This is a genomic window from Pectobacterium hainanensis (assembly GCF_046237015.1).
Classification (GTDB): domain Bacteria; phylum Pseudomonadota; class Gammaproteobacteria; order Enterobacterales; family Enterobacteriaceae; genus JBJYIN01.
This window is the reverse complement of the sequence record NZ_JBJYIN010000004.1, coordinates 118,370-143,433: the sequence shown is the minus strand read 5'-3', so window position 1 is coordinate 143,433 and position 25,064 is coordinate 118,370. Positions and strand designations below refer to the sequence as shown.

Sequence of the window (25,064 nt, the reverse complement as noted above, 5' to 3'; positions counted from 1 at the left end):
GCTGTAATGGGACATCCCCGTGGCTAAACACACTTCGGCCAATTTACCCGTTGAATTTCTTGATGCCATACAGGCAATCATCCCAGCCCATCTTTCGATGGCGGACTTTATTGCTGCCTGCCAACGACCTTTGCGCCGTAGTATTCGTGTCAATACGCTAAAAATCAGCGTGAATGCATTTCTACAATTAATCGCCCCCTATCAGTGGCAATTGGAGCCGATCCCGTGGTGTCAGGAGGGATTTTGGTTACTCAATGACGATGATGAAAACGTGAAGTTGGGGAATACGCTGGAACATTTGAGCGGCCTTTTTTATATCCAGGAAGCCAGTTCTATGCTGCCAGTCAGCGCGCTATTTCATCATCATGAGATGCCGGTAACCGTTCTAGACGTTGCCGCCGCGCCCGGTTCCAAAACAACACAGATCGCGGCTTATCTGGATAATCAAGGTGGCATCGTCGCCAATGAATACTCCGCCAGTCGGGTTAAAGTATTGCATGCCAACATTAGCCGCTGTGGCGTGAGTAACACCGCCATTACCCATTTTGACGGACGCGTTTTCGGTGCCGCCTTGCCTGAGTTTTTCGATGCGATTTTGCTGGATGCCCCCTGTTCAGGCGAAGGTGTCGTGCGTAAGGATCCTGCGGCAATGAACCACTGGTCGCCAGAAAGCATTGTGGATATCGCTGCCACCCAGCGCGATCTCATCTTAAGCGCTTTTCACGCACTGAAACCCGGTGGTGTCATGATTTACTCAACCTGCACATTGAATACTCAGGAGAATCAGCAAGTCTGCCATTGGCTACAACAACAGTATCCTGATGCTTGCGAGTTCGAATCATTGGCCGACCTCTTTCCTGACGCGACGCAGGCTGCCACAGCGGAAGGGTTTTTGCACGTTTTCCCCCAGATTTACGACAGCGAAGGATTCTTTGTCGCACGCCTGCGAAAAATTGCCGCCATCCCCCCGCTTCCCGCCCCCGGTTACAAAGTAGGGAAATTTCCCTTCTCTCCGCTAAAAGCACAAGAAGCGTCTCTGATCGCTCAGATTGCTGAGAAACAAGGGCTGACATGGGATAGTACTCGCCATCAACTCTGGTCGCGCGACAATGAGATTTGGCTTTTCCCTATTGCGTTAACGCCTGCCTTTGGCAGTATCAAGTTTTCTCGTATTGGTCTTAAATTGGCCGAACGTTTTTCTAAAGGCTATCGGTGGCAACATGAAGCCGTGATTGCCCTGGCGAAAACAAATGTTAAGCCTGGTTACGCATTAACCACTCAACAGGCAATCGAATGGTTTCAGGGAAAAGAGATGTATCCTGAACATGTTCCCACCGAGGACGAGCTTTTGCTTACCTATCAGGACTACCCCGTGGGTGCGGCTAAACGTATCGGCAGTCGGATAAAAAACAATCTTCCTCGTGATCTGGTCCGCGATAGTGCGTGCTCGGTCAATCCACAACATGGTTAAACAACGGTTAACTTCTGGAGATGCACTCATTTGGTGATAAAAACGCCACATGAGTGCATCCTATCCCCTTGTCTACGCGTTTTCATCTACAATTGTCAGTAGTTCGTCAGGCAACGTTCAATATGCAGATAATATGCCTGCGACGTGGAAAATGACGGGGATAACATCAGAAAGTGGGGGCTTCATGTTTGCACTGGTGATATTTGTTTGTTACCTCGGGCATGGCTGCGATGAACTGGCAATCGGCGCATATAACACGGAGGCGCAATGCTTGCAGGCAATGGATGAGCAACGCTTGCGCCGTGCGGGATGCTATCCCATTGAAGAGTTTATCGACGGATTTTGGATGCCAGCGCAGGAATACACCGATTTTTAAGTGACGATGCGACGACATTATCGGCACACGCCGAAGCCTCTCATCCCCAGATGAAAATGGTTGGCGTGCGCGGCATTGTATTCTGGCCCCAACGCATTACCGAAAAAGTGGCAGCTCTCTTCAAACACGGTGCGCAAGTAATCGCCCCGAGAGTCAGTTTCCGCCCATTGATTGAGTACGCTAATCTGTCGTCCGTCAGCCAGACGAAAACCGACAATATCCAATGCATCTGCCGTAGCATGTTCGCTTAAACGCCCCTCAGGGCGATGGTAAATATTACGGCAAGCATAGCTGCCAATATGGTCAATCTGCACCAACGAGGTTCCCAGTGACAATGCCTGCGGAATAGCGGATTGTGTCACAAACATTGTCGTACTGAGCGCCAACGGGCAACTGGCCAAAAAGCTGCTGCTCAGCCTAACCGAACCAAAACTCTGCACTCGCACCGGGGACAACAAGGGACATTGCCCTTTAACCTCATCCAAAGGTAAAAAAGTCATTTGGTTGTTTTTCTGAGCTTGTGCCAATATTGCCAGACACGCTTCGGGATTATTCGCTATCTGCTTAAGTTTAAAGCGGGTAATAAAGGTTGGCGGATCATCAACCGACAGCGGTGAAAATGGATCATAACCAGGCGGGAGATGTCGTAAAATCCAGGGCGTCAGGATAATTAGACCTCCGACAATAATCAGGCTAACCAGCACACCTCGAACCACGCTACCTCCTCAACTCGTCCATGGTTTCAGTACCACCTCACATCACCGAGAACTCATCAGGCCGCATCCCTAAAGATACGCCCGCAGCAACGATTTTTTGCCACTCTTGGTCGGACAACTCGACCCCAACCTGTTCACGCAATGCTTTTGTTCTTCGCTCCGGCTCACCAGCAATCAATATTGGTTGTTCAGGATCGGGCGCTCGAGAAGAACGGACATAATTAAGCATGGCATCATATTCCTGTTGTAACCACGTCATCGATACCATGTTGGCCGGATCAATCACAATTGTCGTCATATTGTTTACAATCGCGCCGAGCCGTTTATTTTCTGGTTGAATCGTACCGCCACCGGATAACAACCCCGCTAACATTTCAGCTGCAATGACCAGCCCACCACCTTTATGCTTCGCGATAGGTTTCAGTGCGCCGTGTGTTTCACCTTCCCACATAACCCGGGGATCGTTGGTTGAGCGACCATTGCTATCCAGCATCACATCCTCATCAAATTTTTTCCCGGCAAGATAAGCAACGCGCGTTTTCCCCAACGCGACAATACTGGTAGCGAAATCAAGGACAAATGCCGCATTGCTCTCCCCTTTGGGAAACGCTATACAGATAGGATTCGTGCCGAAACGCGCCTCGCTACCACACCAGGGTGCAACGATGGGGTCGAGATCATTAACATTAACAAAATGGATCGACACCATTCCTGCATCTGCCGCCATTTCTCCATACGTTCCGATACGACCGAGGTGACACGTAGATGAGAGTGTCATTAGACAAACACCCGTAGTTTTAGCCCGTTCAATCGCGGCCTGCATAGCTTCTTTACCGGTGCGTTGCCCAAATCCGCGATCGCCGGTAAATTGCAGTACGGCCCCACCATCACGTAATAAACGAGCAGGCGTGTTTGGGCGCATAATATCATTACAAATAAATTCGACGTAATGTGGCAACATGCCAACGCCGTGACTATCATGCCCTTTCAGATTGGCAGCCACCAGATGTTCAGCGACACAGTTTGCCTCTTCCGTGTCACAACCCGCTTTTTGTAACAAAGCCTGAGCCACCACCACTAAGCGGCGAGCTGAAATCTGCATGATTTTTCCCCTTGATTATCTGTTTATTAATGCCTTTTCTTATCCTACTGCGTAACGCAATGGGATGGCACAATATAAAAAGCACTGCTTTACCCGGCAGCCAGATTTATTTAGTATAAAAAAATATTTTTTGAGACTGGCATCTTTTTATTTCGCTGCTACGTTTAGAAGTAACTAAATATTTCCCTGGTGTTGGTCGACTTCGACATCTCCAATTTTACGGAATTGGAGATTTTTTTTATGTCCGTTGGACTAAAAAAGAAGGCAGTTCTAACGGCGAGAAACCTGGCTACAATGCGCCGCATCGCTCTCAAAGACTTCGCAGATCTATCTATCCCCTCCTTTCTTATCCTTCTCCATCAGCTAAAAACTCAAAAACATGCATTTATAATGCATAAATCAATTTATGGCACCTGGTCGCATGGTAACGTGCTACGACCCTCTCACTACACACTAAAAATAGCGGGTAGAAAATAAACTTGTGAGCAATTTGAAAGCAATGGATAAAAAATCAAGAAAGCGCTGGCAACGTCGACCAGGAACCATCGGCGGAAAACGAGCCTGGAATGACTGGCGTAACGCCTTAACCTGGCGCAGAGCGACACAGATTCTGCTGCTGGCAATCAACGTCTATATTGGCGTGACCTTCTATTTCTGGGTACGTTATTTTGAAACTGGCGGTACCAGTCTTTATGTGCCAAGACCGGGAGGTATTGAAGGGTGGTTACCGATTGCAGGGTTAATGAACGTCAAATATACATGGGAAACCGGCCAATACCCGCCGATCCATCTCGCAGCAATGTTATTGCTCCTTGCATTCGTCTTCATCAGTCTGCTACTGAAAAAATCATTTTGCTCCTGGCTATGTCCTATCGGGACATTTTCCGAACTGATCGGTGCATTAGGTAAGAAATTATTCAATCGCCATTTCATCCCCCCTAAATGGATAGATATTCCGTTACGCGCGCTAAAATACCTGTTGTTAAGTTTTTTCCTTTATATCGTTATCTCTATGCCTGCTCAGGGTATTTATATGTTTCTGATGTCACCCTATGGCCTGATTTCCGATATCAAGATGCTCAATTTTTTCCGTAATATCGGCGTGATTACACTGGGCTGTGTATTTTTCTTTACCTTCGCCAGTTTGTTTATCCGCAATTTCTGGTGCCGTTATCTCTGTCCTTACGGCGCATTATTGGGAATAATTTCTCTATTTTCACCTTTCAAAATCCGCCGCAACGCCATAAATTGCATCGACTGTGGTAAATGTGCCCAATCTTGCCCATCCAATATTCCTGTAGATAAATTAATTCAGGTTAGAACCGTTGAATGCACCGCTTGCATGAGCTGCGTTGAATCTTGTCCAGTGGCATCTACACTCAACTTTGCCCTGATAAAACCTTCAGATTCACGGGCAGATAGTAGCATCACCATCAAACGGCGATGGCAAGACACCGCGTTATCCGGCGTCACGATGACACTACTGGTCCTCAGCATCCTTTTCGGTACTATTGGCTATGCGATGTACATCGACGGTTGGGATAGCCCGATCCCCGAACATATGTACTTCAGGCTTATTCCCGACGCCCAGATGATAGGACACCCATAAATTGGGCTCCGTACAACATTATCGATTATAAAAGTTAACAGACAAAAAGGCTCTGCCGTAGCAGAGCCTTGAATAATTCTTACGTAGAATATACGGTTAACGCACAATCATTCGATTGCGCTAAGCCAACCTTATTTATTTTGGCTCTAACTCTTTCCCGCCGTTTTTTATCAAGATATCAGCGATGTCTTTATGACGATTAGCGTTAGCTCTGACTAACGGACTATATCCGTCCCCGTCAGTAGCATTAACATTTGCGCCCTTCTCCAAAAGAAATACGACGATTTCTTTATTGCCAACCATGCTAGCCAAATGTAATGGGGTATACCCAAGACTATTTTTTGCGTTAATCAACGCAGGGTCTTTATTCATTAGTTGAATGGCTTCGTTATTCTCTTTCTTTGACCAAATGAGATCGCTCAACTCCGAACTATTCGCAAAAACGGAAGAGGAAAACAAAATAGCAGCAACAAATGATAAAACTAACTTCATATATACTCCAGGTGACGTTATTCATCCATAAATAGAACACAAATGGTACCAATGTTATGCGGGTAACAGTTACCTGTTAATTTAAACAGCGATATGGCGAAAATTTGCGCTGACAACATAACTCCTGAAGCATCTGGATTATACGATTTGCCAGAGCATGTATTACATCAGGGGGGAATTGTGATGTTTAGCGATTGATCAGATCGCACAATCCGAGCTGTGTTCTGCTACATCAGCATTCCAGCGTAAGCCCTGCACGCACCGACCAGTGACGAATCAGCCACCCACGACGCCTTACCAATGATTACTGTACTCCTGGTCATAGCCTATGATCCGCAATTTAATAACAGCATTTGGTATATAGTTAATGGACATTCATTGTGTGGCGTTTATGTACGGAGAAATCATGAAAGGTATTATTATTGCATTGCTAGCGATGTCCTCCCCTTTCCCTGTTCTGGCCTTGGACTGCAAAAATGCTAAGACTCAGTTAGACATGAATCAATGCGCGAATGAGGAATATAAAAAAGTAGATGGTGAGCTTAATACGCTTTATCAAGATATCTTAAAACGCACAAGTAATGAACAAATCAAATTACTAAAGGCTGCGCAGAATAAATGGATTGAATACCGTGATGCCGATTGTAAATTTCAAACATCTCAATCTGTCGGTGGTTCTATACACCCCATGGTTTATTCACACTGCTTAGCCGAAAAAACGGAAAATCGAATAAATGAATTTAAAAAGGCACTTAGTTGCGAAGAAGGTGATATAAATTGTCCGCTTTGAAGCATGGAAATCCGTGATTCATTCATACTTTAAGACACGAGGGACGCTCTTTTCAGCCCGAATAACAAGGCCAGGTAAGCGGCGTCCGCCACCATTAATAGAATCCGGCAAATAGCTTCAGACCGAAAATAAGGCTACCGAGAACGCCGATTGCCGCCCATTGTATGGGAGAAACTGTATCGAGTAATTGGAGCATCCAATATCCAGAACTGGCACCGGACGCCCCGTATGAAATACCAGCGGTAACGTTGTCCATACAGATCATAACCTCACCTCCGAGGTACAGGGCACCATGTGTGATTAAAAAGGGGTTAGAGACTCAGACCAATGTGACGCGGGGGAAGGAATACAGTTACTTGTAAAAGACCGAATATCGATTTTCGGGGTTTTTCGGGATCTAAAAAATAAAACACTTTAAAATCAACAAGTTAAAAAAAAAGACCGAATACGATTCCTGTATCCGGTCTAGGGAAAGGCTCTTGGGAGAGAGCCGTGCGCTAAAAGTTGGCATTTATACAAGCTCGACTAGCCTTGTCACTTAAGCGTAGTTAACTCCCTCGTATTTACCAGTATTGCCCCTGTGTGATTATCACAATTTGAACACATTTCACACTTTGCGATAACCATTGAATATCGTGCGGTTAACAAAATAAAGCGAATCGGCAACGTTGCTTTCTGATTTTATTGGCAAAGTTGTTCGGCCCGTTCGATAAAAGGTTGCAGACTTTTCTTTTGTCCTGGATTTTTAGCGTCATCAAGCCAGATATCATCAATAGGTTTAGCGTTCACCATCCCTGCCTTCATCTGCTCCACAGCGATGTCATTAAGCGGATACTGCATCAGTGTTCCGGTATGCAACGCATATAACGCCTTATCTGGACGGCATATCAATTGAACCTCTTCACGCGTAAAGGCCCACCGTTCTCCATATTCCAGACGACTGATATTCGCCAGTTTCGCGGCAGAAAATGCATCAACAGACAGAAAGGCAAGGACAACGGAGAGCAGTATTTTCTTCATCGAATGTTCCTGAATATCACAATCTAAACGTTCATATCACATCAGCGTGACAAATTATCCGGCTCAGATAAAAACAAATCCCAGACCTTATAAAACATAAGGTTGCATGTAGATGCTGTAGGCGATCATAACGACAGTACCCGATGAAGTCGAGTAGCAAGCAAGATATCCTGACGCCATGACATAAAAATGTGTCACATCTCGACAATGTTGGCTCAATCGACAAGGAATCAAGGAAGAGAGCGTGCTGAGGAAAGGAACAATATAGGGTGAGCCATCCCCGCTCACCCTATATTGACTAACACAAGGTTATCACATTAGTTTGCCGATACACTGACAGACATTTTTTTCAGATCTTGATCGATAAAGAAGAGGCCACTTTCGTTTGTGTTAACCAGAGAGAGTTTATCAAGAATAGATTTGAACAGTTTCTCTTCTTCATGCTGCTCTGCGACATACCACTGCAAGAAATTAAAGGTAGAGTAATCTTGTTGCGTCATTGCGGCATGTGCCAATTCATTAATTTTTGACGTAATAAGCTGTTCGTGTTCATAAGTCAGCTTGAATACCTCAGAAAGCGAGGTGAACGTAACCGGCGGTGCAGCAATCGCACCTAAAATAGGCATACTGCCCGTATCATCCAGATAATCAAACAGGCGCTGCATATGTTGCATTTCTTCCTGAGAATGCGCTTTTAAAAACGCAGAGGCACCTTCGAAACCTTTATCTCCACACCAGGCACTCATTTGCAAATATAAATTCGCAGAATAAAACTCAAGATTAAGCTGCTCATTGAGTTTTTGAATCATTTCTTTCTTTAACATACGTATTCCTTATTTTCCTGGCAGATAAATGAGTTGACCGATATTATGCCTCGAATAGATAAAATAAAAAACACTTTATTAACCAAATTAAAACCTTTTAATTGTTCTTTATTAATCAATTAGTTAATTTTTACTGATATTAATTTTCATTTGCAACAAAGAGGTTATTTATTATTGATAATCATTTTTATTATCAATATACCCAAATAATTCAAGTTTCAGGAAAAAATCAGCAAGGTGTTTTTGCACAACGCTATACGTTGACCTTTTAGCAAATAGGCTTATACCCGTCATACTTCAAGTTGCATGTGCGTTGGCTGCGTTCAGTCACCCGAATCACTTACTCAAGTAAGCTCATCGGGACTCCTTCACTTGCCGCCTTCCTGAAACTTGAATTATTTTGGGTATACATCGTATAACTTGCGATTTTCGTGACACTGCTTTACCGTGGCGCCAACAGCTTGGCACGATAAAACCGGAGAAAACACGATGGGACACAACCTGGCAGAATTGTCTAAAGAAGAGATGGATAAGGTCAATGTCGATCTCGCGGCGTCAGGCGTCGCTTTTAAGGAGCGTTATAATATGCCGGTCATTTCTGAGGCCATTGAAAAAGAGCAACCCGAACATTTACGCAGCTATTTTCGTGAACGTGTCGCATTCTATCGTCAACTTTCACTTCAATTCTCCCGACTGCCCTATGAGCCCAAGACCAAATAGCCCCTTACCTTCGAACCTCGCGATAAAAAACCGATTTTCCACTTGCATATTGAGTGAAACAGGCGGTTAATGAGTAGGCAAACCAACCTTTTACCAAGCGAGGTAAGATATGAGTAAAGGAATGGACAGCAAGAAGAACAGCAAGAAAAAACCTTTGAAATCCGCAGCAGAAAAACGCGCGGAAAAAAGGGCGAAGAAGGCTCAACCACAGGCCGACATCAACTAAAACCACTCTGCTGATCGGTAAACCCGCCACTCTGCGGGTTTACTTTTGGTATCAAATTCTACGTCAGTCAGGCATATCCAGTATCATCAGCAAAAACGCATACTCCAGCGCGATGTCTTCATAGTGCTTAAAACGCCCTGATTTTCCGCCATGTCCGGCATCCATATCGGTATACATCAGCAACAATCGATCATCTGTCTTCATATCGCGTAGTTTCGCTACCCATTTGGCCGGCTCCCAATACTGTACTTGAGAATCGTGTAATCCCGTCGTGACCAGCATATGAGGATAGTTTTGCGCCACAACACCATCATATGGGCTATATTGCCGAATATAATCATAATAGCGGCGTTCGTTAGGATCGCCCCACTCTTCATATTCACCCGTGGTTAATGGAATCGACTCATCCAGCATAGTTGTCAATACGTCAACAAAGGGAACCTGAGCAATGACACCTTTAAATAAATCAGGTGCAAGATTAACGACCGCGCCCATCAATAATCCGCCGGCACTTCCCCCCATAGCGAACATTTTTTGACGATCGCCATAGCCTCGCTCTGCTAACGCTTGAGAAACATCGATAAAATCGGTGAACGAATTCATTTTATTCAGCAGTCGACCATCGTCATACCACTGTTGCCCTAACTCCCCGCCGCCGCGAATATGAGTGAGTGCAAAAACAAAACCGCGATCTAACAAACTTAAACGGCTCACGCTAAAGTCAGGATCCATACTGCTGCCGTATGCACCATAGCCATATACGACGATCGGATTTTGTCCCGGTTTGAAATGTGCTCGGTGATAAACCAGCGATACCGGGATTTCCACACCGTCTCGAACCGTAATCCACAGGCGTTCACTATGGTAGTCACTTGACGTCAGGTTTTTCACTTCAGCCTGCTTCAATAACTGCTGCTGTCCCGTATCCATATTCAATTCATACAGCGAACTCGGCGTCGTCATTGACGCATAACCATAACGCAGCAATGCGGTTTCCGGCGTTGGATTGTAGGATAACCATGTGACATAGCTGGCATCATTAAACGTTATCGCTTTCTCTTCCCCTGTTTGCCAGTGAATCTGGCGTAACTTGGTCAACCCGCGTTCACGTTCCTCCACCACCAGCCAATCGCGAAAGAGTTCAAAGCCCTCCAGAACACGATGATCATGCGGAGCAATAAGCGTTTCCCATTCACGCTCATCCGCACGCAGCGCGCGATACAAGCCAAAGTTTTTACCGTCACGATTAGAACGCAGATAAAAAGCGTCTTGGTAGTGATCGAGGCCATACTCATGAGCTTTACGACGCGGGATCGTAACCTGGGGTTTTGCCAACGGATCCTGCGCATCAATCAACAGTACCTCCGTTGTTGTCGTACTGCTTAAATAAATTGTGATGTAACGCTCAGAGGTTGTCTTACCCAAACTGACGTAATAAGTGTCGTCCTCTTCCTCATAAATTAATTCATCGTCCGTTGGGTGACTACCTAAACGATGTCGATAAACCTGATAGGGCAATAAGGTCTGTGGGTGTTTGCGTACGTAATAGAGCGAGTTCGAGTCGCCAGACCACTCAGCGCCAGCCGAAACATTTTCAATCACATCAGGCAACCATTCCCCGGTGCTCAAATGACGGAAACGAATATCGTATTGGCGACGGGAGAGAAAATCCTCCGATAGCACCAAAATCTGATTATCGGGGCTGACTTCCAGCACGCCGATGCTATAAAAATCATGGCCTTCGGCACGTAGATTGCCATCCAGCAGTGTTTCCCATTCGTGCGTTACCTGTTCCGGTTGGCGTAAATAGAGAGGGTACTCTTTGCCTGGCGCATAACGGCTTTGATAGCGATAGCCATTGTGAACATAAGGCACTGACATATCTTCAGACGGTATCCGCTCAACCATTTCATCGTACAGTGCCCGTTGACGGTCGCGATAGGGTGCCATCACCGAATGGCAATAATGATTTTCCTGCTTGAGATAATCCAATACCTGAGGGTCGTCTCGTAGCCAATAATAATTATCGATACGTGTATCGCCATGAGTCGTCAACGTATGGGGTCTTTTTTCTGCCAGTGGTGCTCTCATTACGTCTGAATCCTATTTGAGAAAGATAAAACCCTGAATTTTTACGCAGAGTGGCACGATTCCTCAATGATGCCAAGCGAACCCTCCTCTCCTTCACAACGGCGGGTAAACGCACTCCCCTTTTATCGCGCCTGATGCGCACGCAAACGTTTTCGTTTATACTGCGCCCGTTTTTTACAAGCCGAACAGGTAGACATTATGTTAACAATTGGAACTGCCCTGCGTACCGATGCTACACGTGTGATGTTGCTCGGTTCTGGTGAGTTAGGCAAGGAAGTGGCGATTGAATGCCAACGTCTGGGTATCGAAGTTATCGCGGTCGATCGTTATGCCGATGCACCAGCAATGCAGATAGCCCATCGCAGCCATGTGATTAACATGCTGGACGGTGAGGCATTAAAAACGTTGGTTGAAACGGAGCGACCCGATTACATCGTGCCAGAGATCGAAGCGATTGCCACCGATATGCTGGTGATGTTGGAGCAACGGGGTCATCATGTGGTTCCATGTGCTGAAGCCACTCGCCTGACGATGAATCGTGAAGGTATCCGCCGTTTGGCAGCAGAAAAACTTGGCGTACCGACATCCAGCTATCGTTTTGCAGATAGCGAGGAAAATTTTCAACACGCGGTGACCGAGATTGGTTACCCCTGCATTGTGAAACCTGTGATGAGCTCTTCCGGTAAAGGGCAAAGCCTGATCCGTGAGCCGCAACAGTTGGAAAAAGCCTGGCAATATGCACAACAAGGCGGACGGGCCGGTGGCGGACGCGTTATCGTGGAAGGGTTGGTCAAATTCGATTTCGAGATCACGTTACTGACCGTTCACGCCGCAGACGGTATCCATTTCTGTGCGCCAATTGGCCATCGTCAGGAAGATGGCGATTACCGCGAATCCTGGCAACCCCAGCAGATGAGCGCTCTGGCACAGGAACGTGCGCAAGCTATTGCCAGCCAGGTCGTCAAAGCGCTTGGTGGATATGGTCTATTCGGCGTTGAGCTGTTTGTTTGTGGTGATGAAGTCATTTTCAGTGAAGTCTCTCCTCGCCCTCATGACACGGGAATGGTGACGATGATTTCACAAGATCTCTCTGAATTCGCCTTGCATGTACGCGCATTTCTTGGGCTACCGATCGGTGCCATCTGTCAATACGGTGCCGCGGCCTCTGCCGTGATCCTGCCGGAACTGGATAGCCAGAATGTTCGCTATCAAGGGCTGGAACACGCGTTGTTGCCTCGCACCCAAATTCGCCTGTTTGGCAAACCAGACATCAACGGAAAGCGCCGAATGGGCGTTGCTCTCGCCAGCGCGGACACAACAGATGATGCGGTAACATTAGCAAAAAAAGTCGCAGCAGCCGTTACTGTTCTTGGCTGACCGGTCGGCCATAAAAAAGCCACCTAAAATGAAGTGAGCTTCACGTCAAACAGGTGGCTTTTACAAACTGTCAAAAAGAATTAATTACGCTTTTGCGCCTTCAACCGCTTCACGAGCCAGTTCGGTAATACGTGCGTAGTCGCCGCTTTCCAAAGCATCATTCGGAACCAACCATGAACCACCCACACACAGTACGCTTTTCAGCGCCAAGTAATCGCGATAGTTCTTCGGCGTAATTCCGCCAGTCGGGCAAAAACGGATATGTGCGAATGGACCGCCAATAGCCTGCAATGCTTTCACCCCACCGTTGGCTTCTGCTGGGAAGAATTTGAACTCACGCAAACCGTAATCCATACCCAGCATCAATTCAGATACGGTACTAATACCAGGGATCAACGGGATTGAACCTTCAGTTGCCGCTTTCAGCAATGGCTCAGTCAGCCCTGGGCTAATAGCAAATTGAGCACCGGCTTCAACGACAGCGGCCAGTTGTTGAGGGTTAGTCACCGTCCCGGCACCGACAATCGCTTCAGGGACTTCTTTTGCAATCAATCGAATCGCTTCTATGGCGCAGTCAGTCCGCAGTGTCAATTCCAGAACGCGAACGCCGCCCGCTACCAACGCTTTTGCCATCGGTACGGCATGCTCCAGCTTGTTTACCACAATAACAGGAACAACAGGTCCCGCTGTCAAAATCTGTTCCGCGCTCGTTTTCCAGTTTTTCATCAAAAATTATCTCCAGTCATGCCCACAGGCACCATTAATGATATAGCGCGCCCCTGCCACAGGGATCTGCAATATCGCAGACGTCCGACCGCACCATTAGCCATAGATTAAAAATAACGTTCCCGATCAAAAACACCGGAGACGGCGGTGGGATATCGCCGACTCCTGTTTATACCGTTTATTCAAACTCATTCCAGGAACGGCCGTCGCGGGTAATCATCGCAACAGACGCAACAGGCCCCCAGCTGCCCGCCTGATAAGGCTTCGGCGCATCGTTATCCATTGACCAGGCATCCATAATTGAATCCACCCATTTCCAGGCTTCTTCTACTTCATCACGACGAACGAATAACGCCTGAATGCCGCGCATGGTTTCCAACAACAACCGTTCATAGGCATCGGCAAGATGCTGCTGATTGAATGTTTCAGAAAAGCTCAGATCAAGCTTCACTGTCTGTAAGCGATGTTTATGCTCCAGCCCTGGGATCTTATTCAGTATCTGGATCTCAACCCCTTCATCCGGTTGCAGACGAATAATCAGCTTGTTCTGTGGCAATTGCTGGTAGGAATCATGGAATAAGTTCAGTGCTGGATTTTTGAAATACACAACGACTTCAGAACACTTCGTCGGTAAGCGTTTTCCGGTGCGCAAATAAAACGGTACGCCAGACCAACGCCAGTCATCAATATCAACACGAATAGAAACAAAGGTTTCAGTGCTACTGGTTTTATTCGCACCTTCCTCTTCCAGATAGCCCGGCACTTTATGTCCCTGGACGAAACCAGCGGTATATTGCCCACGAACCGTCGTTTCATGCACATTAGAACGGTCAATCCGGCGCAGCGATCGCAACACCTTCACTTTCTCATCACGAATGCGATCAGTGCTCAAATCAGATGGCGGGGACATCGCAATCATGGTCAGAATCTGCAACAGGTGGTTCTGAATCATGTCACGCATTTGTCCAGCCTGATCAAAATACCCCCAGCGCCCTTCGATACCGACTTCTTCAGCAACGGTGATCTGTACATGATCAATCGTGCGGTTATCCCAATTTGCAGAAAACAGCGAGTTGGCAAAACGCAGCGCCAGCAGATTCAATACCGTTTCTTTGCCCAGATAATGGTCAATACGATAAACCTGGCACTCATCAAAAAACTCGGCGACTTGATTATTAATCACGCGGGAAGAAGCCAGGTCTTTCCCCAAGGGTTTTTCCATCACTACACGGGCCGGTTCTTTATTCAGCCCCGCTGCCCCTAACCCACGACAAATTGCGCCAAAGGTACTGGGTGGCATAGCAAAATAGTTGATCGTAGTACGGTTCTTCTGGTCGAGCATTTTGCCCAGTTTGTTAAAGTTCTTGGTATCTTCAACATCCAGATTGCAAAAATCCAACCGACTACTCAATGTTTCCCACAACGCTTCGTCAATGGGTTCTTTCATAAACGTTTTCAGCGCTTCGTGTACCACGCTGGTATACGCTTTTTTATCCCATTCAGCCCGACCGACACCAATAATCCGGGTTTCCGGATGGATATGGCCCGCTTTTTCCAACTGATACAGGGAAGGCAGCAATTTGCGGCGTGCCAAATCGCCTTTGGCGCCGAAAATAACCAGGTCGCATGCCTGGGCTGTTGAAGTTACCGCCATGTTCATCTCCTCGTTGCAGGATGCTGTAATTTTATTACAGCTTTAATGTACTCTTTTTGACTATAGCCAGTAAACCGTAACAAAAATTCAAAATCCAATGCAGACTAACCCAAATATCATGAAAAATGGCGTTGTTATCTTGGCTAAGATGTTTACTGCATATGCCTAAAAGAGAAAATTTTTGTCGTTTCTGACAGTAGATTACTTTTCTGAAAGTTAGACACAAGTCATGTTCTGGCAAAAAAAGCGCTCAACTTCACGTTTTTCCCTCTGCCAACCACGACAGGGTCGTAGTATATTTCCACAAAATCCGCATAGGTTGTTCCTTTGGTTGAAATCGGAAAAAACGTATATGGTCTTTGTTATATGAGTATGCTGGAAAAAATTCAGAGTCATTTGGAACTCTTGAGCAAGTCTGAAAGGAAAGTTGCTGAAGTTATTCTGAGCGCCCCACAAACAGCGATCCATTCCAGTATTGCTACGCTGGCCAAGATGGCCGACGTGAGTGAACCCACCGTCAACCGCTTTTGCCGCCGACTGGAAACCAAAGGTTTTCCCGATTTCAAACTTCATTTAGCTCAAAGCCTGGCGAACGGCACACCTTATGTGAACCGTAACGTTGAAGAAGATGATAGTGTTGATTCTTACACGAGCAAAATCTTTGAATCGACGATGGCCGGGTTGGAGCACGTGAAATCTTGCCTGGATATTGCCGCCGTTAACCGGGCGGTCGATTTGCTCACCCAGGCGAAAAAAATTTCTTTCTTTGGCTTCGGGGCCTCCGCCGCTGTCGCACATGATGCGATGAACAAGTTTTTTCGCTTCAATATCCCTGTTGTTTATTTTGACGATATCGTCATGCAAAGGATGAGTTGCATGAACTCTACCGACGGCGACGTGGTTGTGTTGATTTCTCACACGGGCCGAACAAAAAGCCTGGTAGAAATGGCACAGTTAGCTAGGGAGAATGACGCGACAGTTATCGCCATTACATCAGATGGAACACCGCTATCGCGAGAGGCCTCATTGACGCTACGGGTTGATGTGCCGGAAGACACCGATGTTTACATGCCGATGGTTTCTCGAATTGCCCAGCTAACGCTCATTGACGTGCTGGCAACTGGCTTCACACTTCGTCGTGGTGCCAAATTCCGGGATAATCTGAAACGGGTGAAGGAAGCTTTGCGTGAATCACGTTTTGATAAAGAAGATCGCTTTACCAATCCGTTCAAGTAATTTTAGTGCTTGCATGTTTGTTCTTATGATGATCGATCCATCGTAATAAAGAGACAATAACAATAAATCAGACTCAACACGGAATTCGGGTGACTTAAATGAAAGATGAAATAATTTCGTTGTAAAGTTACACTTTGCACTGCTACCCGACATTAATCACAACACTACTGCTTCACAAGTCAACGGAGTTATACATGTCCAGACGGCTCAGAAGAACCAAAATTGTCACCACCTTGGGGCCAGCTACTGACCGCGATAATAACCTTGAAAAGATTATTAACGCAGGCGCTAACGTAGTACGCATGAACTTTTCTCACGGCACAGCAGAAGACCACCTACTACGGGCTAACAAAGTTCGTGAAATTGCGGCCAGATTAGGCCGCCATGTTGCCATTCTTGGCGATTTACAGGGGCCGAAGATTCGCGTTTCCACCTTCAAAGAAGGTAAAATTTTTCTCAATGTTGGCGATAAGTTCCTGTTAGACGCCAATATGGCCAAAGGTGAAGGCGATAAAGAAAAGGTTGGCATTGACTATAAAGGACTGCCGGCCGATGTGGTTCCCGGCGATATCCTGTTGCTGGATGATGGCCGAGTACAGCTAAAAGTCCTTCAGGTTGAAGGCATGAAAGTCTATACCGAAGTCACCGTGGGTGGTCCTTTGTCAAATAACAAAGGGATTAATAAACTTGGCGGAGGCCTTTCTGCCGAAGCACTGACAGAAAAAGACAAAGCCGACATCATCACGGCAGCAAAAATCGGCGTTGATTATCTGGCCGTCTCTTTCCCTCGTACAGGCGAAGATTTGAACTATGCTCGCCGCCTGGCTCGCGACGCTGGTTGCCATGCCAAAATTGTATCCAAAGTGGAACGTGCGGAAGCCGTGTGCTCTGACGAAGCGATGGATGACATCATTCTGGCTTCCGATGTCGTGATGGTCGCACGTGGCGACTTAGGGGTTGAAATTGGCGATCCTGAGCTGGTAGGTATCCAGAAGAAATTGATTCGCCGTGCCCGGCAGCTAAACCGTGCGGTCATTACCGCCACGCAAATGATGGAGTCCATGATCACCAATCCGATGCCTACGCGCGCCGAGGTGATGGACGTAGCCAATGCCGTGCTTGACGGCACCGATGCCGTCATGCTGTCGGCGGAAACAGCGGCAGGACAATATCCGGCAGAAACCGTATCAGCCATGGCCAAAGTGTGTCTTGGTGCGGAAAAAATCCCGAGTATCAATGTTTCCAAACATCGCCTTGATGTGCAGTTTGACAACACGGAAGAGTCCATTGCGATGTCTTCCATGTATGCCGCTAACCACCTGAAAGGGGTTACCGCGCTGATCGCTATGACCGAATCTGGGCGTACTGCGCTAATGATGTCGCGTATCAGCTCCGGTTTACCTATTTTCGCGATGTCACGCCATGAACATACGTTGAATTTGGCTGCCCTGTATCGCGGTGTTACTCCGGTACATTTCGATAGCTACACCGACGGTGTGGCGGCAGCAAATGATGCGGTGATTCTTCTGCGAGATAAAGGGTTCCTGGTCTCTGGCGATCTGGTGATCGTGACACAAGGCGACGTGATGGGAACCGTTGGCACCACCAACACGATTCGTATTCTGCGAGTAGAATAACGGCGTCACCCGTTCGTTCAAAAGACGTATTGACGTTAATAAAAAAACCGGGCGATTTAAGTATCGGCCGGTTTTTTTATGGTAAATCGTGCAAATAAGCTACCTGCACCACCTATCGTACGACGTTAATCCCGGTACAAATCATCGCGGCGATATGGCTCTATCTCACCCGGTTTACGAGTTTTCAGCAGTTTCAATATCCACGTATACTGTTCTGGATTCGGCCTTACCAGAATCTCTACTTCTTCATTCATACGACGGGCTATCTGCTCATCATTAGCGTCTACCAAATCATCCATAGGTGGACGGATATAAACATCAAGGCAGCACTCCTCAGCGTTATAGACCGGGAACAGCGGAACAATATCAGCCCGACAAACCTTCATCAGACGCCCTACGGCAGGCAATGTTGCTTTATAAGTGGCAAAAAAATCAACAAATTCGCTATGTTCCGGGCCATGATCCTGATCGGGCAAGTAATATCCCCAACATCCACTACGCACAGAGCTAATAAACGGTTTGATACCATCGTTACGCGCATGAATTCGTCCACCAAAGCGACGACGCAGCCGGTTCCACCAGTAGTCGATTAGGGCATTCTTCTGATTATGAAACATTGCCGCCATGCGCTGTCCACGAGAGGTTAATAGCATCGCGGGAATATCAACACCCCAACCATGGGGGACAAGAAAGATCACATTGCGCTGCTGCTCTTTCAATCTGTTCAGAATATCTTCACCATGCCAGCGAACATATTTTTCGATATTTTTAGGATCCCGTATCCCCACTTCTACCATCATGATCATCGACTGCGGTGCTGTCGCAAACATATTATCAATGACGGTTTCACGCTGTTCTTCGGTCAGTTCAGGCATGCAGTACAGCAGATTAATTTTGGCCCGACGGCGAGCACCTTTTGACAACCGCCCCACAAACCGTCCCAGCCCACCCAAGATCGGGTTTCTTAAACGAGCAGGCACATAGGCCGCAGCGGCCATCGCACCAACACCAAACCAAACGCCCCAATAACGCGGGTGATAAAAAGCTCGTTGGAACTGAGGAACAAACTCAGCGCTCGTTTTTTTCTCGTTTTCCATGCATAAACTCTTCAAATAAATCACAAGGTAGTAATGATTGCCATCGGCAGCCTTACAATTTTCACCGCCATAAAAACACAGGAACCTATAAATGAAAACGCCGGCAGCAAGCTGCCGGCAAAAAATACATCACATAAAACTAATCAAACGCAAGCTGTGGAACAACATCTTTTACCTGTGCCAGGTAATCACGACGTTCTTTCCCCGTCAGCCCTTCGGAGCGCGGTAATTTCGCCGTCAATGGATTAACTGCTTGCTGGTTGATCCAGAACTCATAGTGCAAATGCGGCCCGGTAGAGCGCCCCGTATTGCCTGACAGCGCAATACGATCGCCACGTTTTACTTTTTGCCCCGGTTTCACCAATATGCGATTCAAGTGCATATAACGCGTAGAGTACTGACGCCCATGACGAATGGCGACATAGTTGCCCGCGGCACCACTACGCTTGGCTATCACCACTTCACCGTCCCCCACCGCCAACACTGGCGAACCGACTGGCATCGCAAAATCAACGCCTTTATGCGGCGCAATACGGCCAGTAACAGGATTGAGGCGACGCGGGTTGAAGCTGGAAGAAATACGGAATTGTTTCATGGTAGGGAAACGCATAAATCCACGCGTTAAACCTGAACCTTCGCGATCGTAGAATTTGCCATCCTCGGCACGAATAGCATAATAATCCTTTCCACCCGTATTCAGACGCACACCCAATAATTCACTCTGCTCACTTTTGCCATCCAGAATCTCTCGAGACATGAGCACAGAGAAGGTGTCATCTTTGCGCAATTTTCTAAAATCCAATTGCCATTGCAGTGCTTTAATGACTGCGCTGACTTCGCTATTGGTCAAACCTGCATTTTTCGCGCTGCTGACAAAACTTCCATTCAGACGCCCGTTCAAAACGGTATTGCGCCACTCCCCTTTCAGCATTTCGATTTTTTCTTTGAAATCGGAGCCAATGCGCTCATAAATCCGCGTTTCACGACGAGACATCAGCCATGTCAAACGCTGCAATTCGCCATTCTCGTTCAATTCCCAAGAAATTTGCTGCCCAATTTTGAGATTGCGCAAATCCTTGTTTTGCTCTGCAAGCCGTGTAATGTCAGCGATATCAATACCATACTGAGTAAGAATACTACTCAGCGTATCCCCCGTTGACACCACGTATTCATGTTCGCCACCTTCATCAGAGACTTTTTCATCCAATTCATCCTGTGGAATTTCATCATCCGGTGCAGGTTGGTCGATCGGTTCACTGGCTTCTGGCGCCAATGTACGCAGTGAATTAGCGTCGTCTAATGCGATGTCTTTTACGACGACAGGTGCGTCATTTACGGGGGGATAAACAAAAGGCCGCCAAACAGCAACAGCCAATGTCACAACGGTAAGCGACCCCAGCATAACGCGATGGGGTCTTGGTAAGCTGTTATACGCCAGAGCGATAGTTCGAACTATCTGCTGCACTTATTCGTATCCTCATGATTTTTCCTCCAGGCAGCTCAGATACTGGTTCGACAGTAGCAACAGAAAATCGGCATAGCTGTCTTTACCCAGTTTGATGGTGCTTCCCAATGGATCCAACACGCCCGAGCGCACGTCCGTTCCCTTGGCAACAGCATTAATAACGGCTGGCCTGAATTGTGGTTCAGCAAAAACACACACGGCTTTATGCTCAACCAACTGTGTTCGAATTTGATGTAAGCGCTGCGCACCAGGTTGAATCGCGGGATTAATCGTAAAATGCCCCAACGGGCTTAGACCATAGTGTTTCTCAAAGTAGCCATAGGCATCATGAAACACGAAATATCCCTTCCCCTGCACAGGCGCTAGCATCTTAGCAACTTTTTTGTCTGTCTGCGCGATTTTATCCGTGAAATAAAGCAGATTCGCGTCTAGTTTGTCTTTATTTTGAGGCATAAGTTCCAATAATTTTGCATGAATTGCGATTGCCGCCTGTTTTGACATCTCAGGCGAGAGCCAAATGTGCATATTGAACTCGCCGTGATGATGCCCATCATCCTCGTCTTCATGTTCGGAACTATCGGTTTCGTGGTGATGTTCAGTGTGAGCATTAGCCTCATGTTCATGTTCATGTTCATGTTCATGTTCATGTTCATGTTCATGACCAGATTCTTTGACTAATTCCGCCTTTACGCCTGGTAGCTCAGCTAAAGCGAGTTGTTTTCCCGCTTGAATTTGCGAAATCGGCTTTCCCAGAAAAGCTTCTAACTCCGGCCCCACCCAAATAACCAGCTCAGCGGACTGTAATCGCTGGACATCAGATGGCCGCAAGGCATAATCGTGGGGCGACGCGCCATCGGGTAATAAGATTTCTGTTTGGGTCACCCCATCCGCTATTGCTGAAGCAATGAACCCCAACGGACGAATTGATGTCACTACAGCAGCGGAAACCGCATTGAATGCGCTCCCTGCCATGACCAACGCGCTGGCGACAAACACACTTTTTAACCATTTATTTTGCTGAATACGCATTTGCATTGAAGGCTATCTCATCGATTTTTAACGTGTTGTTTGTTATGTTATAACACCACAGGAACCATGCAAACCGAATTATATGTCCACTTTGGTATCACTCAATAATATTTCCGTGACATTTGGCAGAAGAAAGGTGCTGTCAGAGGTTTCCCTGTCATTACAGGCAGGAAAAATCCTTACACTTTTGGGGCCAAACGGCGCAGGGAAATCAACATTAGTCCGCGTTGTGTTGGGATTATTAGCCCCAACGTCCGGGACACTGCATCAGACTCAAGGATTGAGAGTGGGCTACGTTCCACAGAAGTTACATCTTGATGCCACATTACCGTTAACCGTCAGTCGTTTTATGCGTTTACGCCCAGGGGTAAAACAGCAGGATATCCTCCCTGCGCTTAAACGCGTTCAGGCCGCCCATCTGCTGGAGCAACCGATGCAGAAACTGTCTGGCGGTGAAACGCAACGCGTACTGCTTGCCCGAGCGTTGTTGAATCAACCTCAACTGTTGGTATTGGATGAACCGACACAGGGTGTTGACGTCAACGGACAACTAGCCCTTTACGATTTAATCAATCAACTACGCAAAGAATTCAATTGTGCCGTTTTGATGGTTTCGCACGACCTCCATCTGGTCATGGCAAAAACGGATGAAGTGCTCTGTCTTAACCAACATATCTGTTGTTCCGGTGCACCGGAAATCGTTTCATCACACCCGGAGTTCCTGGCCATGTTTGGTCATCATGGTGCAGAACAACTGGCGGTTTATCGCCACCATCATAATCATCGTCATGATTTGCAGGGGAAGGTTATTCTAAAAAATCTCGGGGAGCCATTTTCAACATCACTTGCGGCAGCCCATCGGGTCACGGACAAAATACCCACCATAAAAAAGCCAGGAGGCGCTACCCATGATTGAGCTTCTTTTTCCCGGCTGGTTAGCGGGCATGTTACTGGCTATTGCCGCAGGTCCTTTGGGGTCATTCGTTGTTTGGCGGAGAATGTCATATTTCGGTGATACGCTGGCACACGCCTCATTACTTGGCGTCGCTTTTGGGCTATTGCTGGATATCCATCTTTTTTATGCTGTTATCGCCGTGACGCTGGCACTTGCATTAGGTCTGGTCTGGTTAGAACGTCGCCCTTATCTGGCAATTGATACCTTGTTAGGGATTATGGCGCATAGTGCGTTGTCACTGGGGCTGGTGGTTGTCAGTCTGATGGATAATGTCCGCGTTGACCTGATGGCTTACCTGTTTGGCGATTTACTTTCGGTCACCGCTGATGACCTTTGGATCATCGCTTGCGGTGTCGTGGTGGTCGTCGCCGTGATGATGTGGCAATGGCAAGCCTTGCTTTCCATGACCATCAGCCCTGAACTGGCCCATGTTGATGGTGTCAAACTTCAGCGAACTAAACTCATTTTGATGTTAGTCACGGCACTGACAATTGGTATCGCGATGAAATTTGTCGGCGCACTGATCATTACCTCGCTATTGATTATCCCCGCTGCCAGCGCACGTCGTTTTGCTAAAACACCCGAACAAATGGCCGGGATAGCAGTGGCTGTCGGAATGATCGCAATTACGGGAGGTCTGGCGTTTTCCGCTGGTTATAACACGCCAGCCGGTCCATCGGTGGTCCTATGCGCGTCGTTGCTATTTATTACTAGTTTAATAAAGAAACAACCGGCCTGATCCACGCAGATGGACAGTAGTGAGAGAGATCGTTGAGATAATTCTCTCTGGCACGAAACACTATTACTCCTCGCGCGTCAGGCCAAAATGACGGTATGCATGCTGCGTGGCAAGTCGGCCACGCGGTGTTCGTTGAATGAAGCCCTGCTGAATCAAGAAGGGCTCCAGCACATCTTCGATAGTTTCTCGTTCTTCACCTATCGCAGCGGCGAGGTTATCCAATCCGACTGGCCCTCCGGTGAACTTCTCAATAATTGCCAGTAGTAATTTCCGATCCATATAGTCAAATCCCTCCGTGTCCACCGCCAGCATATCCAGCGCGAGTGTTGCGACAGACGAGGTAATCGCCCCCTCGGATTTTACTTCGGAAAAATCCCGCACCCGGCGCAGCAACCGGTTGGCGATACGCGGCGTACCACGTGAACGACGGGCAACTTCCAACGCGCCGTCATCCGTCAAATCCAATCCCAGACATTGCGCACTACGCCCCACAATATGCTGTAAATCCTCAACCTTATAAAATTCAAGGCGTTGCACGATGCCAAACCGATCGCGTAATGGGGAAGTCAACGACCCCGCTCGTGTCGTCGCCCCAATCAATGTAAACGGTGGCAAATCCAGCTTGATCGACCGCGCAGCAGGCCCCTCACCGATCATAATATCCAACTGATAATCTTCCATCGCTGGGTATAAGATTTCCTCCACTACTGGCGACAAGCGGTGAATTTCATCAATAAACAACACATCATGTGGTTCAAGGTTCGTCAGCAATGCAGCCAAATCCCCCGCTTTTTCTAATACCGGACCGGAAGTTGTACGCAGATTCACGCCCATTTCATTGGCCACGATATTCGCTAATGTCGTCTTCCCCAAACCCGGAGGACCAAAAATCAACAAATGATCCAGCGCGTCGCCTCGCTTACGAGCCGCCTCGATGAAAATTTCCATCTGTTCACAAACCTGAGGTTGACCCACATATTCCGACAACAACTTAGGACGGATAGCGCGATCAATGAATTCCTCTTCAGGGATCGCTTGAGCAGAGATCAAACGGTCAGCTTCAATCATGAATACCTCACAGTGCAGCGCGTAGAGCGTCTCTGATTAGCGTTTCGCAGTCTGAATCAGGCCGTAACACCTTCGCGACCAACCGGCTCGCTTCCTGAGGTTTGTAGCCCAGAGCGACTAAAGCCGAAGCGGCTTCAGCCTCGGGATCGGAAGCATTATTATCAGTGGAAGAAGGTGAAGAAGTCAGCGGAACATCGCTAATTGGATTGAACAGATCGCCACTGAGCCCTTTGAAGCGGTCTTTCATTTCAACAACCAGACGCTCAGCCGTTTTCTTGCCTACGCCAGGTAATTTTACTAAAGCGCTAATTTCTTCTCGCTCCACCGCGCTAACAAACTGTGCAGCAGACATACCGGAAAGGATCGCCAATGCTAACTTTGGCCCAACACCATTAACCTTGATTAATTCACGAAACAGCGCACGTTCCTGTTTATCATTAAAGCCAAACAGCAGTTGCGCATCCTCACGGACAACGAAGTGGGTGAAAATCACCGTTTCCTGTGCTAAATCAGGGAGTTCATAAAAACAAGTCATCGGCATGTGGACTTCATAGCCAACGCCGTTTACCTCAATCAGCACCTGTGGCGGTTGTTTTTCCAGAATAATGCCCCTGAGACGACCTATCACGTTGATCTTCCTTTTA

Annotated in this window: 23 protein-coding genes and 1 pseudogene; 10 read left to right on the top strand and 14 right to left on the bottom strand. The window is 47.3% G+C overall.

The window, feature by feature from the left end; genetic code table 11:
- Nucleotides 1–19: 19 nt before the first annotated feature.
- Nucleotides 20–1,471, top strand: coding sequence for a 16S rRNA (cytosine(1407)-C(5))-methyltransferase RsmF (rsmF, locus tag ACKPVM_RS05575; RefSeq protein WP_409307613.1), 1,452 nt, complete (start codon nt 20–22; stop codon nt 1,469–1,471).
- Nucleotides 1,472–1,655: 184 nt separating this feature from the next.
- On the top strand, nt 1,656–1,847 hold the full coding sequence (locus tag ACKPVM_RS05570; RefSeq protein ID WP_409307611.1) for a YdfD/YebW family protein: 192 nt from the start codon (nt 1,656–1,658) through the stop codon (nt 1,845–1,847).
- 17 nt (nt 1,848–1,864) lie between these two features.
- Here ACKPVM_RS05570 and ACKPVM_RS05565 read toward each other — a convergent pair whose 3' ends face one another.
- Nucleotides 1,865–2,563: an extensin-like domain-containing protein gene (locus ACKPVM_RS05565; RefSeq protein ID WP_409307609.1), complete on the bottom strand. Its 699-nt coding sequence runs from the start codon at nt 2,561–2,563 to the stop codon at nt 1,865–1,867.
- Between the two features lie 37 nt (nt 2,564–2,600).
- Complete coding sequence (locus ACKPVM_RS05560; protein ID WP_409307607.1) at nt 2,601–3,665, bottom strand: malate/lactate/ureidoglycolate dehydrogenase; 1,065 nt, start codon at nt 3,663–3,665, stop codon at nt 2,601–2,603.
- Nucleotides 3,666–4,164: 499 nt separating this feature from the next.
- Here ACKPVM_RS05560 and ACKPVM_RS05555 point away from each other — a divergent pair, with 499 nt between their 5' ends.
- On the top strand, nt 4,165–5,274 hold the full coding sequence (locus ACKPVM_RS05555) for a 4Fe-4S binding protein (RefSeq protein WP_409307840.1): 1,110 nt from the start codon (nt 4,165–4,167) through the stop codon (nt 5,272–5,274).
- A gap of 135 nt (nt 5,275–5,409) precedes the next feature.
- Here the strand turns inward: ACKPVM_RS05555 and ACKPVM_RS05550 are convergent, their stop codons facing one another.
- On the bottom strand, nt 5,410–5,766 hold the full coding sequence (locus tag ACKPVM_RS05550) for an ankyrin repeat domain-containing protein (protein ID WP_409307605.1): 357 nt from the start codon (nt 5,764–5,766) through the stop codon (nt 5,410–5,412).
- Nucleotides 5,767–6,172: 406 nt separating this feature from the next.
- On the opposite strand from ACKPVM_RS05550, the gene ACKPVM_RS05545 reads away from it, so the two are divergent.
- A complete protein-coding gene (locus ACKPVM_RS05545; protein WP_409307603.1) occupies nt 6,173–6,556 on the top strand; it encodes a lysozyme inhibitor LprI family protein in 384 nt (127 codons plus the stop codon).
- Nucleotides 6,557–6,650: 94 nt separating this feature from the next.
- Here the strand turns inward: ACKPVM_RS05545 and ACKPVM_RS05540 are convergent, their stop codons facing one another.
- From ACKPVM_RS05540 to ftnA, 3 genes are all read right to left on the bottom strand, one after another.
- A complete protein-coding gene (locus ACKPVM_RS05540; RefSeq protein ID WP_409307601.1) occupies nt 6,651–6,821 on the bottom strand; it encodes a phage holin in 171 nt (56 codons plus the stop codon).
- A 416-nt stretch (nt 6,822–7,237) separates the two neighbouring features.
- Nucleotides 7,238–7,576 (bottom strand): YebY family protein, encoded by a 339-nt coding sequence (locus ACKPVM_RS05535; RefSeq protein WP_409307599.1) that lies wholly within the window; start codon nt 7,574–7,576, stop codon nt 7,238–7,240.
- A gap of 317 nt (nt 7,577–7,893) precedes the next feature.
- The gene (gene ftnA / locus ACKPVM_RS05530) at nt 7,894–8,400 is read right to left on the bottom strand and encodes a non-heme ferritin (protein ID WP_409307597.1); all 507 of its coding nucleotides are present in this window, start codon (nt 8,398–8,400) and stop codon (nt 7,894–7,896) included.
- Between the two features lie 489 nt (nt 8,401–8,889).
- Between ftnA and ACKPVM_RS05525 the strand changes: the two genes are divergently transcribed.
- Nucleotides 8,890–9,120, top strand: coding sequence for a DNA polymerase III subunit theta (locus ACKPVM_RS05525; protein WP_409307595.1), 231 nt, complete (start codon nt 8,890–8,892; stop codon nt 9,118–9,120).
- Nucleotides 9,121–9,409: 289 nt separating this feature from the next.
- Here ACKPVM_RS05525 and ACKPVM_RS05520 read toward each other — a convergent pair whose 3' ends face one another.
- Complete coding sequence (locus tag ACKPVM_RS05520) at nt 9,410–11,437, bottom strand: S9 family peptidase (RefSeq protein ID WP_409307593.1); 2,028 nt, start codon at nt 11,435–11,437, stop codon at nt 9,410–9,412.
- Nucleotides 11,438–11,635: 198 nt separating this feature from the next.
- Here ACKPVM_RS05520 and purT point away from each other — a divergent pair, with 198 nt between their 5' ends.
- Nucleotides 11,636–12,814, top strand: a complete 1,179-nt coding sequence (gene purT, locus ACKPVM_RS05515) for a formate-dependent phosphoribosylglycinamide formyltransferase (RefSeq protein WP_409307592.1) — start codon at nt 11,636–11,638, stop codon at nt 12,812–12,814.
- Between the two features lie 84 nt (nt 12,815–12,898).
- Here purT and ACKPVM_RS05510 read toward each other — a convergent pair whose 3' ends face one another.
- Both ACKPVM_RS05510 and zwf read right to left on the bottom strand, forming a co-directional pair.
- Nucleotides 12,899–13,540 (bottom strand): bifunctional 4-hydroxy-2-oxoglutarate aldolase/2-dehydro-3-deoxy-phosphogluconate aldolase, encoded by a 642-nt coding sequence (locus tag ACKPVM_RS05510; protein WP_409307590.1) that lies wholly within the window; start codon nt 13,538–13,540, stop codon nt 12,899–12,901.
- 178 nt (nt 13,541–13,718) lie between these two features.
- Nucleotides 13,719–15,194: a glucose-6-phosphate dehydrogenase gene (gene zwf / locus ACKPVM_RS05505; protein WP_409307588.1), complete on the bottom strand. Its 1,476-nt coding sequence runs from the start codon at nt 15,192–15,194 to the stop codon at nt 13,719–13,721.
- 366 nt (nt 15,195–15,560) lie between these two features.
- Here zwf and ACKPVM_RS05500 point away from each other — a divergent pair, with 366 nt between their 5' ends.
- Nucleotides 15,561–16,430 (top strand): MurR/RpiR family transcriptional regulator, encoded by an 870-nt coding sequence (locus tag ACKPVM_RS05500; protein ID WP_409307586.1) that lies wholly within the window; start codon nt 15,561–15,563, stop codon nt 16,428–16,430.
- Between the two features lie 194 nt (nt 16,431–16,624).
- Entirely contained in the window at nt 16,625–18,067 is a 1,443-nt protein-coding gene (gene pyk, locus ACKPVM_RS05495) for a pyruvate kinase (protein WP_409307585.1), read from the top strand.
- Between the two features lie 125 nt (nt 18,068–18,192).
- Here pyk and lpxM read toward each other — a convergent pair whose 3' ends face one another.
- From lpxM to znuA, 3 genes are all read right to left on the bottom strand, one after another.
- A complete protein-coding gene (lpxM, locus tag ACKPVM_RS05490) occupies nt 18,193–19,164 on the bottom strand; it encodes a lauroyl-Kdo(2)-lipid IV(A) myristoyltransferase (protein ID WP_409307583.1) in 972 nt (323 codons plus the stop codon).
- Between the two features lie 139 nt (nt 19,165–19,303).
- The gene (mepM, locus tag ACKPVM_RS05485) at nt 19,304–20,629 is read right to left on the bottom strand and encodes a murein DD-endopeptidase MepM (protein WP_409307581.1); all 1,326 of its coding nucleotides are present in this window, start codon (nt 20,627–20,629) and stop codon (nt 19,304–19,306) included.
- A gap of 12 nt (nt 20,630–20,641) precedes the next feature.
- Entirely contained in the window at nt 20,642–21,664 is a 1,023-nt protein-coding gene (znuA, locus tag ACKPVM_RS05480; protein WP_409307579.1) for a zinc ABC transporter substrate-binding protein ZnuA, read from the bottom strand.
- 76 nt (nt 21,665–21,740) lie between these two features.
- On the opposite strand from znuA, the pseudogene znuC reads away from it, so the two are divergent.
- Nucleotides 21,741–22,484: pseudogene (gene znuC / locus ACKPVM_RS05475) on the top strand (zinc ABC transporter ATP-binding protein ZnuC); the annotation flags it as partial.
- Nucleotides 22,485–22,566: 82 nt separating this feature from the next.
- A complete protein-coding gene (gene znuB / locus ACKPVM_RS05470) occupies nt 22,567–23,352 on the top strand; it encodes a zinc ABC transporter permease subunit ZnuB (protein WP_409307577.1) in 786 nt (261 codons plus the stop codon).
- A gap of 63 nt (nt 23,353–23,415) precedes the next feature.
- Here the strand turns inward: znuB and ruvB are convergent, their stop codons facing one another.
- Both ruvB and ruvA read right to left on the bottom strand, forming a co-directional pair.
- Nucleotides 23,416–24,420, bottom strand: coding sequence for a Holliday junction branch migration DNA helicase RuvB (gene ruvB, locus ACKPVM_RS05465; RefSeq protein ID WP_409307575.1), 1,005 nt, complete (start codon nt 24,418–24,420; stop codon nt 23,416–23,418).
- A 7-nt stretch (nt 24,421–24,427) separates the two neighbouring features.
- Entirely contained in the window at nt 24,428–25,048 is a 621-nt protein-coding gene (gene ruvA, locus ACKPVM_RS05460) for a Holliday junction branch migration protein RuvA (protein ID WP_409307573.1), read from the bottom strand.
- Nucleotides 25,049–25,064 lie beyond the last annotated feature (16 nt).

Excerpts from the sequence above, each read along its gene's own strand:
- znuB (WP_409307577.1), top strand. The coding sequence starts at position 22,567 with ATGATTGAGCTTCTTTTTCCCGGCTGGTTAGCGGGCATGTTACTGGCT.
- ACKPVM_RS05545 (WP_409307603.1), top strand. The coding sequence starts at position 6,173 with ATGAAAGGTATTATTATTGCATTGCTAGCGATGTCCTCCCCTTTCCCT.
- ACKPVM_RS05525 (WP_409307595.1), top strand. The coding sequence starts at position 8,890 with ATGGGACACAACCTGGCAGAATTGTCTAAAGAAGAGATGGATAAGGTC.
- ACKPVM_RS05550 (WP_409307605.1), bottom strand. The coding sequence starts at position 5,766 with ATGAAGTTAGTTTTATCATTTGTTGCTGCTATTTTGTTTTCCTCTTCC.
- ACKPVM_RS05510 (WP_409307590.1), bottom strand. The coding sequence starts at position 13,540 with ATGAAAAACTGGAAAACGAGCGCGGAACAGATTTTGACAGCGGGACCT.
- ACKPVM_RS05500 (WP_409307586.1), top strand. The coding sequence starts at position 15,561 with ATGAGTATGCTGGAAAAAATTCAGAGTCATTTGGAACTCTTGAGCAAG.
- ACKPVM_RS05560 (WP_409307607.1), bottom strand. The coding sequence starts at position 3,665 with ATGCAGATTTCAGCTCGCCGCTTAGTGGTGGTGGCTCAGGCTTTGTTA.
- znuA (WP_409307579.1), bottom strand. The coding sequence starts at position 21,664 with ATGCAAATGCGTATTCAGCAAAATAAATGGTTAAAAAGTGTGTTTGTC.
- lpxM (WP_409307583.1), bottom strand. The coding sequence starts at position 19,164 with ATGGAAAACGAGAAAAAAACGAGCGCTGAGTTTGTTCCTCAGTTCCAA.
- ACKPVM_RS05555 (WP_409307840.1), top strand. The coding sequence starts at position 4,165 with ATGGATAAAAAATCAAGAAAGCGCTGGCAACGTCGACCAGGAACCATC.
- purT (WP_409307592.1), top strand. The coding sequence starts at position 11,636 with ATGTTAACAATTGGAACTGCCCTGCGTACCGATGCTACACGTGTGATG.
- ACKPVM_RS05520 (WP_409307593.1), bottom strand. The coding sequence starts at position 11,437 with ATGAGAGCACCACTGGCAGAAAAAAGACCCCATACGTTGACGACTCAT.
- ftnA (WP_409307597.1), bottom strand. The coding sequence starts at position 8,400 with ATGTTAAAGAAAGAAATGATTCAAAAACTCAATGAGCAGCTTAATCTT.
- ACKPVM_RS05540 (WP_409307601.1), bottom strand. The coding sequence starts at position 6,821 with ATGATCTGTATGGACAACGTTACCGCTGGTATTTCATACGGGGCGTCC.
- zwf (WP_409307588.1), bottom strand. The coding sequence starts at position 15,194 with ATGGCGGTAACTTCAACAGCCCAGGCATGCGACCTGGTTATTTTCGGC.
- pyk (WP_409307585.1), top strand. The coding sequence starts at position 16,625 with ATGTCCAGACGGCTCAGAAGAACCAAAATTGTCACCACCTTGGGGCCA.
- ACKPVM_RS05570 (WP_409307611.1), top strand. The coding sequence starts at position 1,656 with ATGTTTGCACTGGTGATATTTGTTTGTTACCTCGGGCATGGCTGCGAT.
- ruvB (WP_409307575.1), bottom strand. The coding sequence starts at position 24,420 with ATGATTGAAGCTGACCGTTTGATCTCTGCTCAAGCGATCCCTGAAGAG.
- ACKPVM_RS05535 (WP_409307599.1), bottom strand. The coding sequence starts at position 7,576 with ATGAAGAAAATACTGCTCTCCGTTGTCCTTGCCTTTCTGTCTGTTGAT.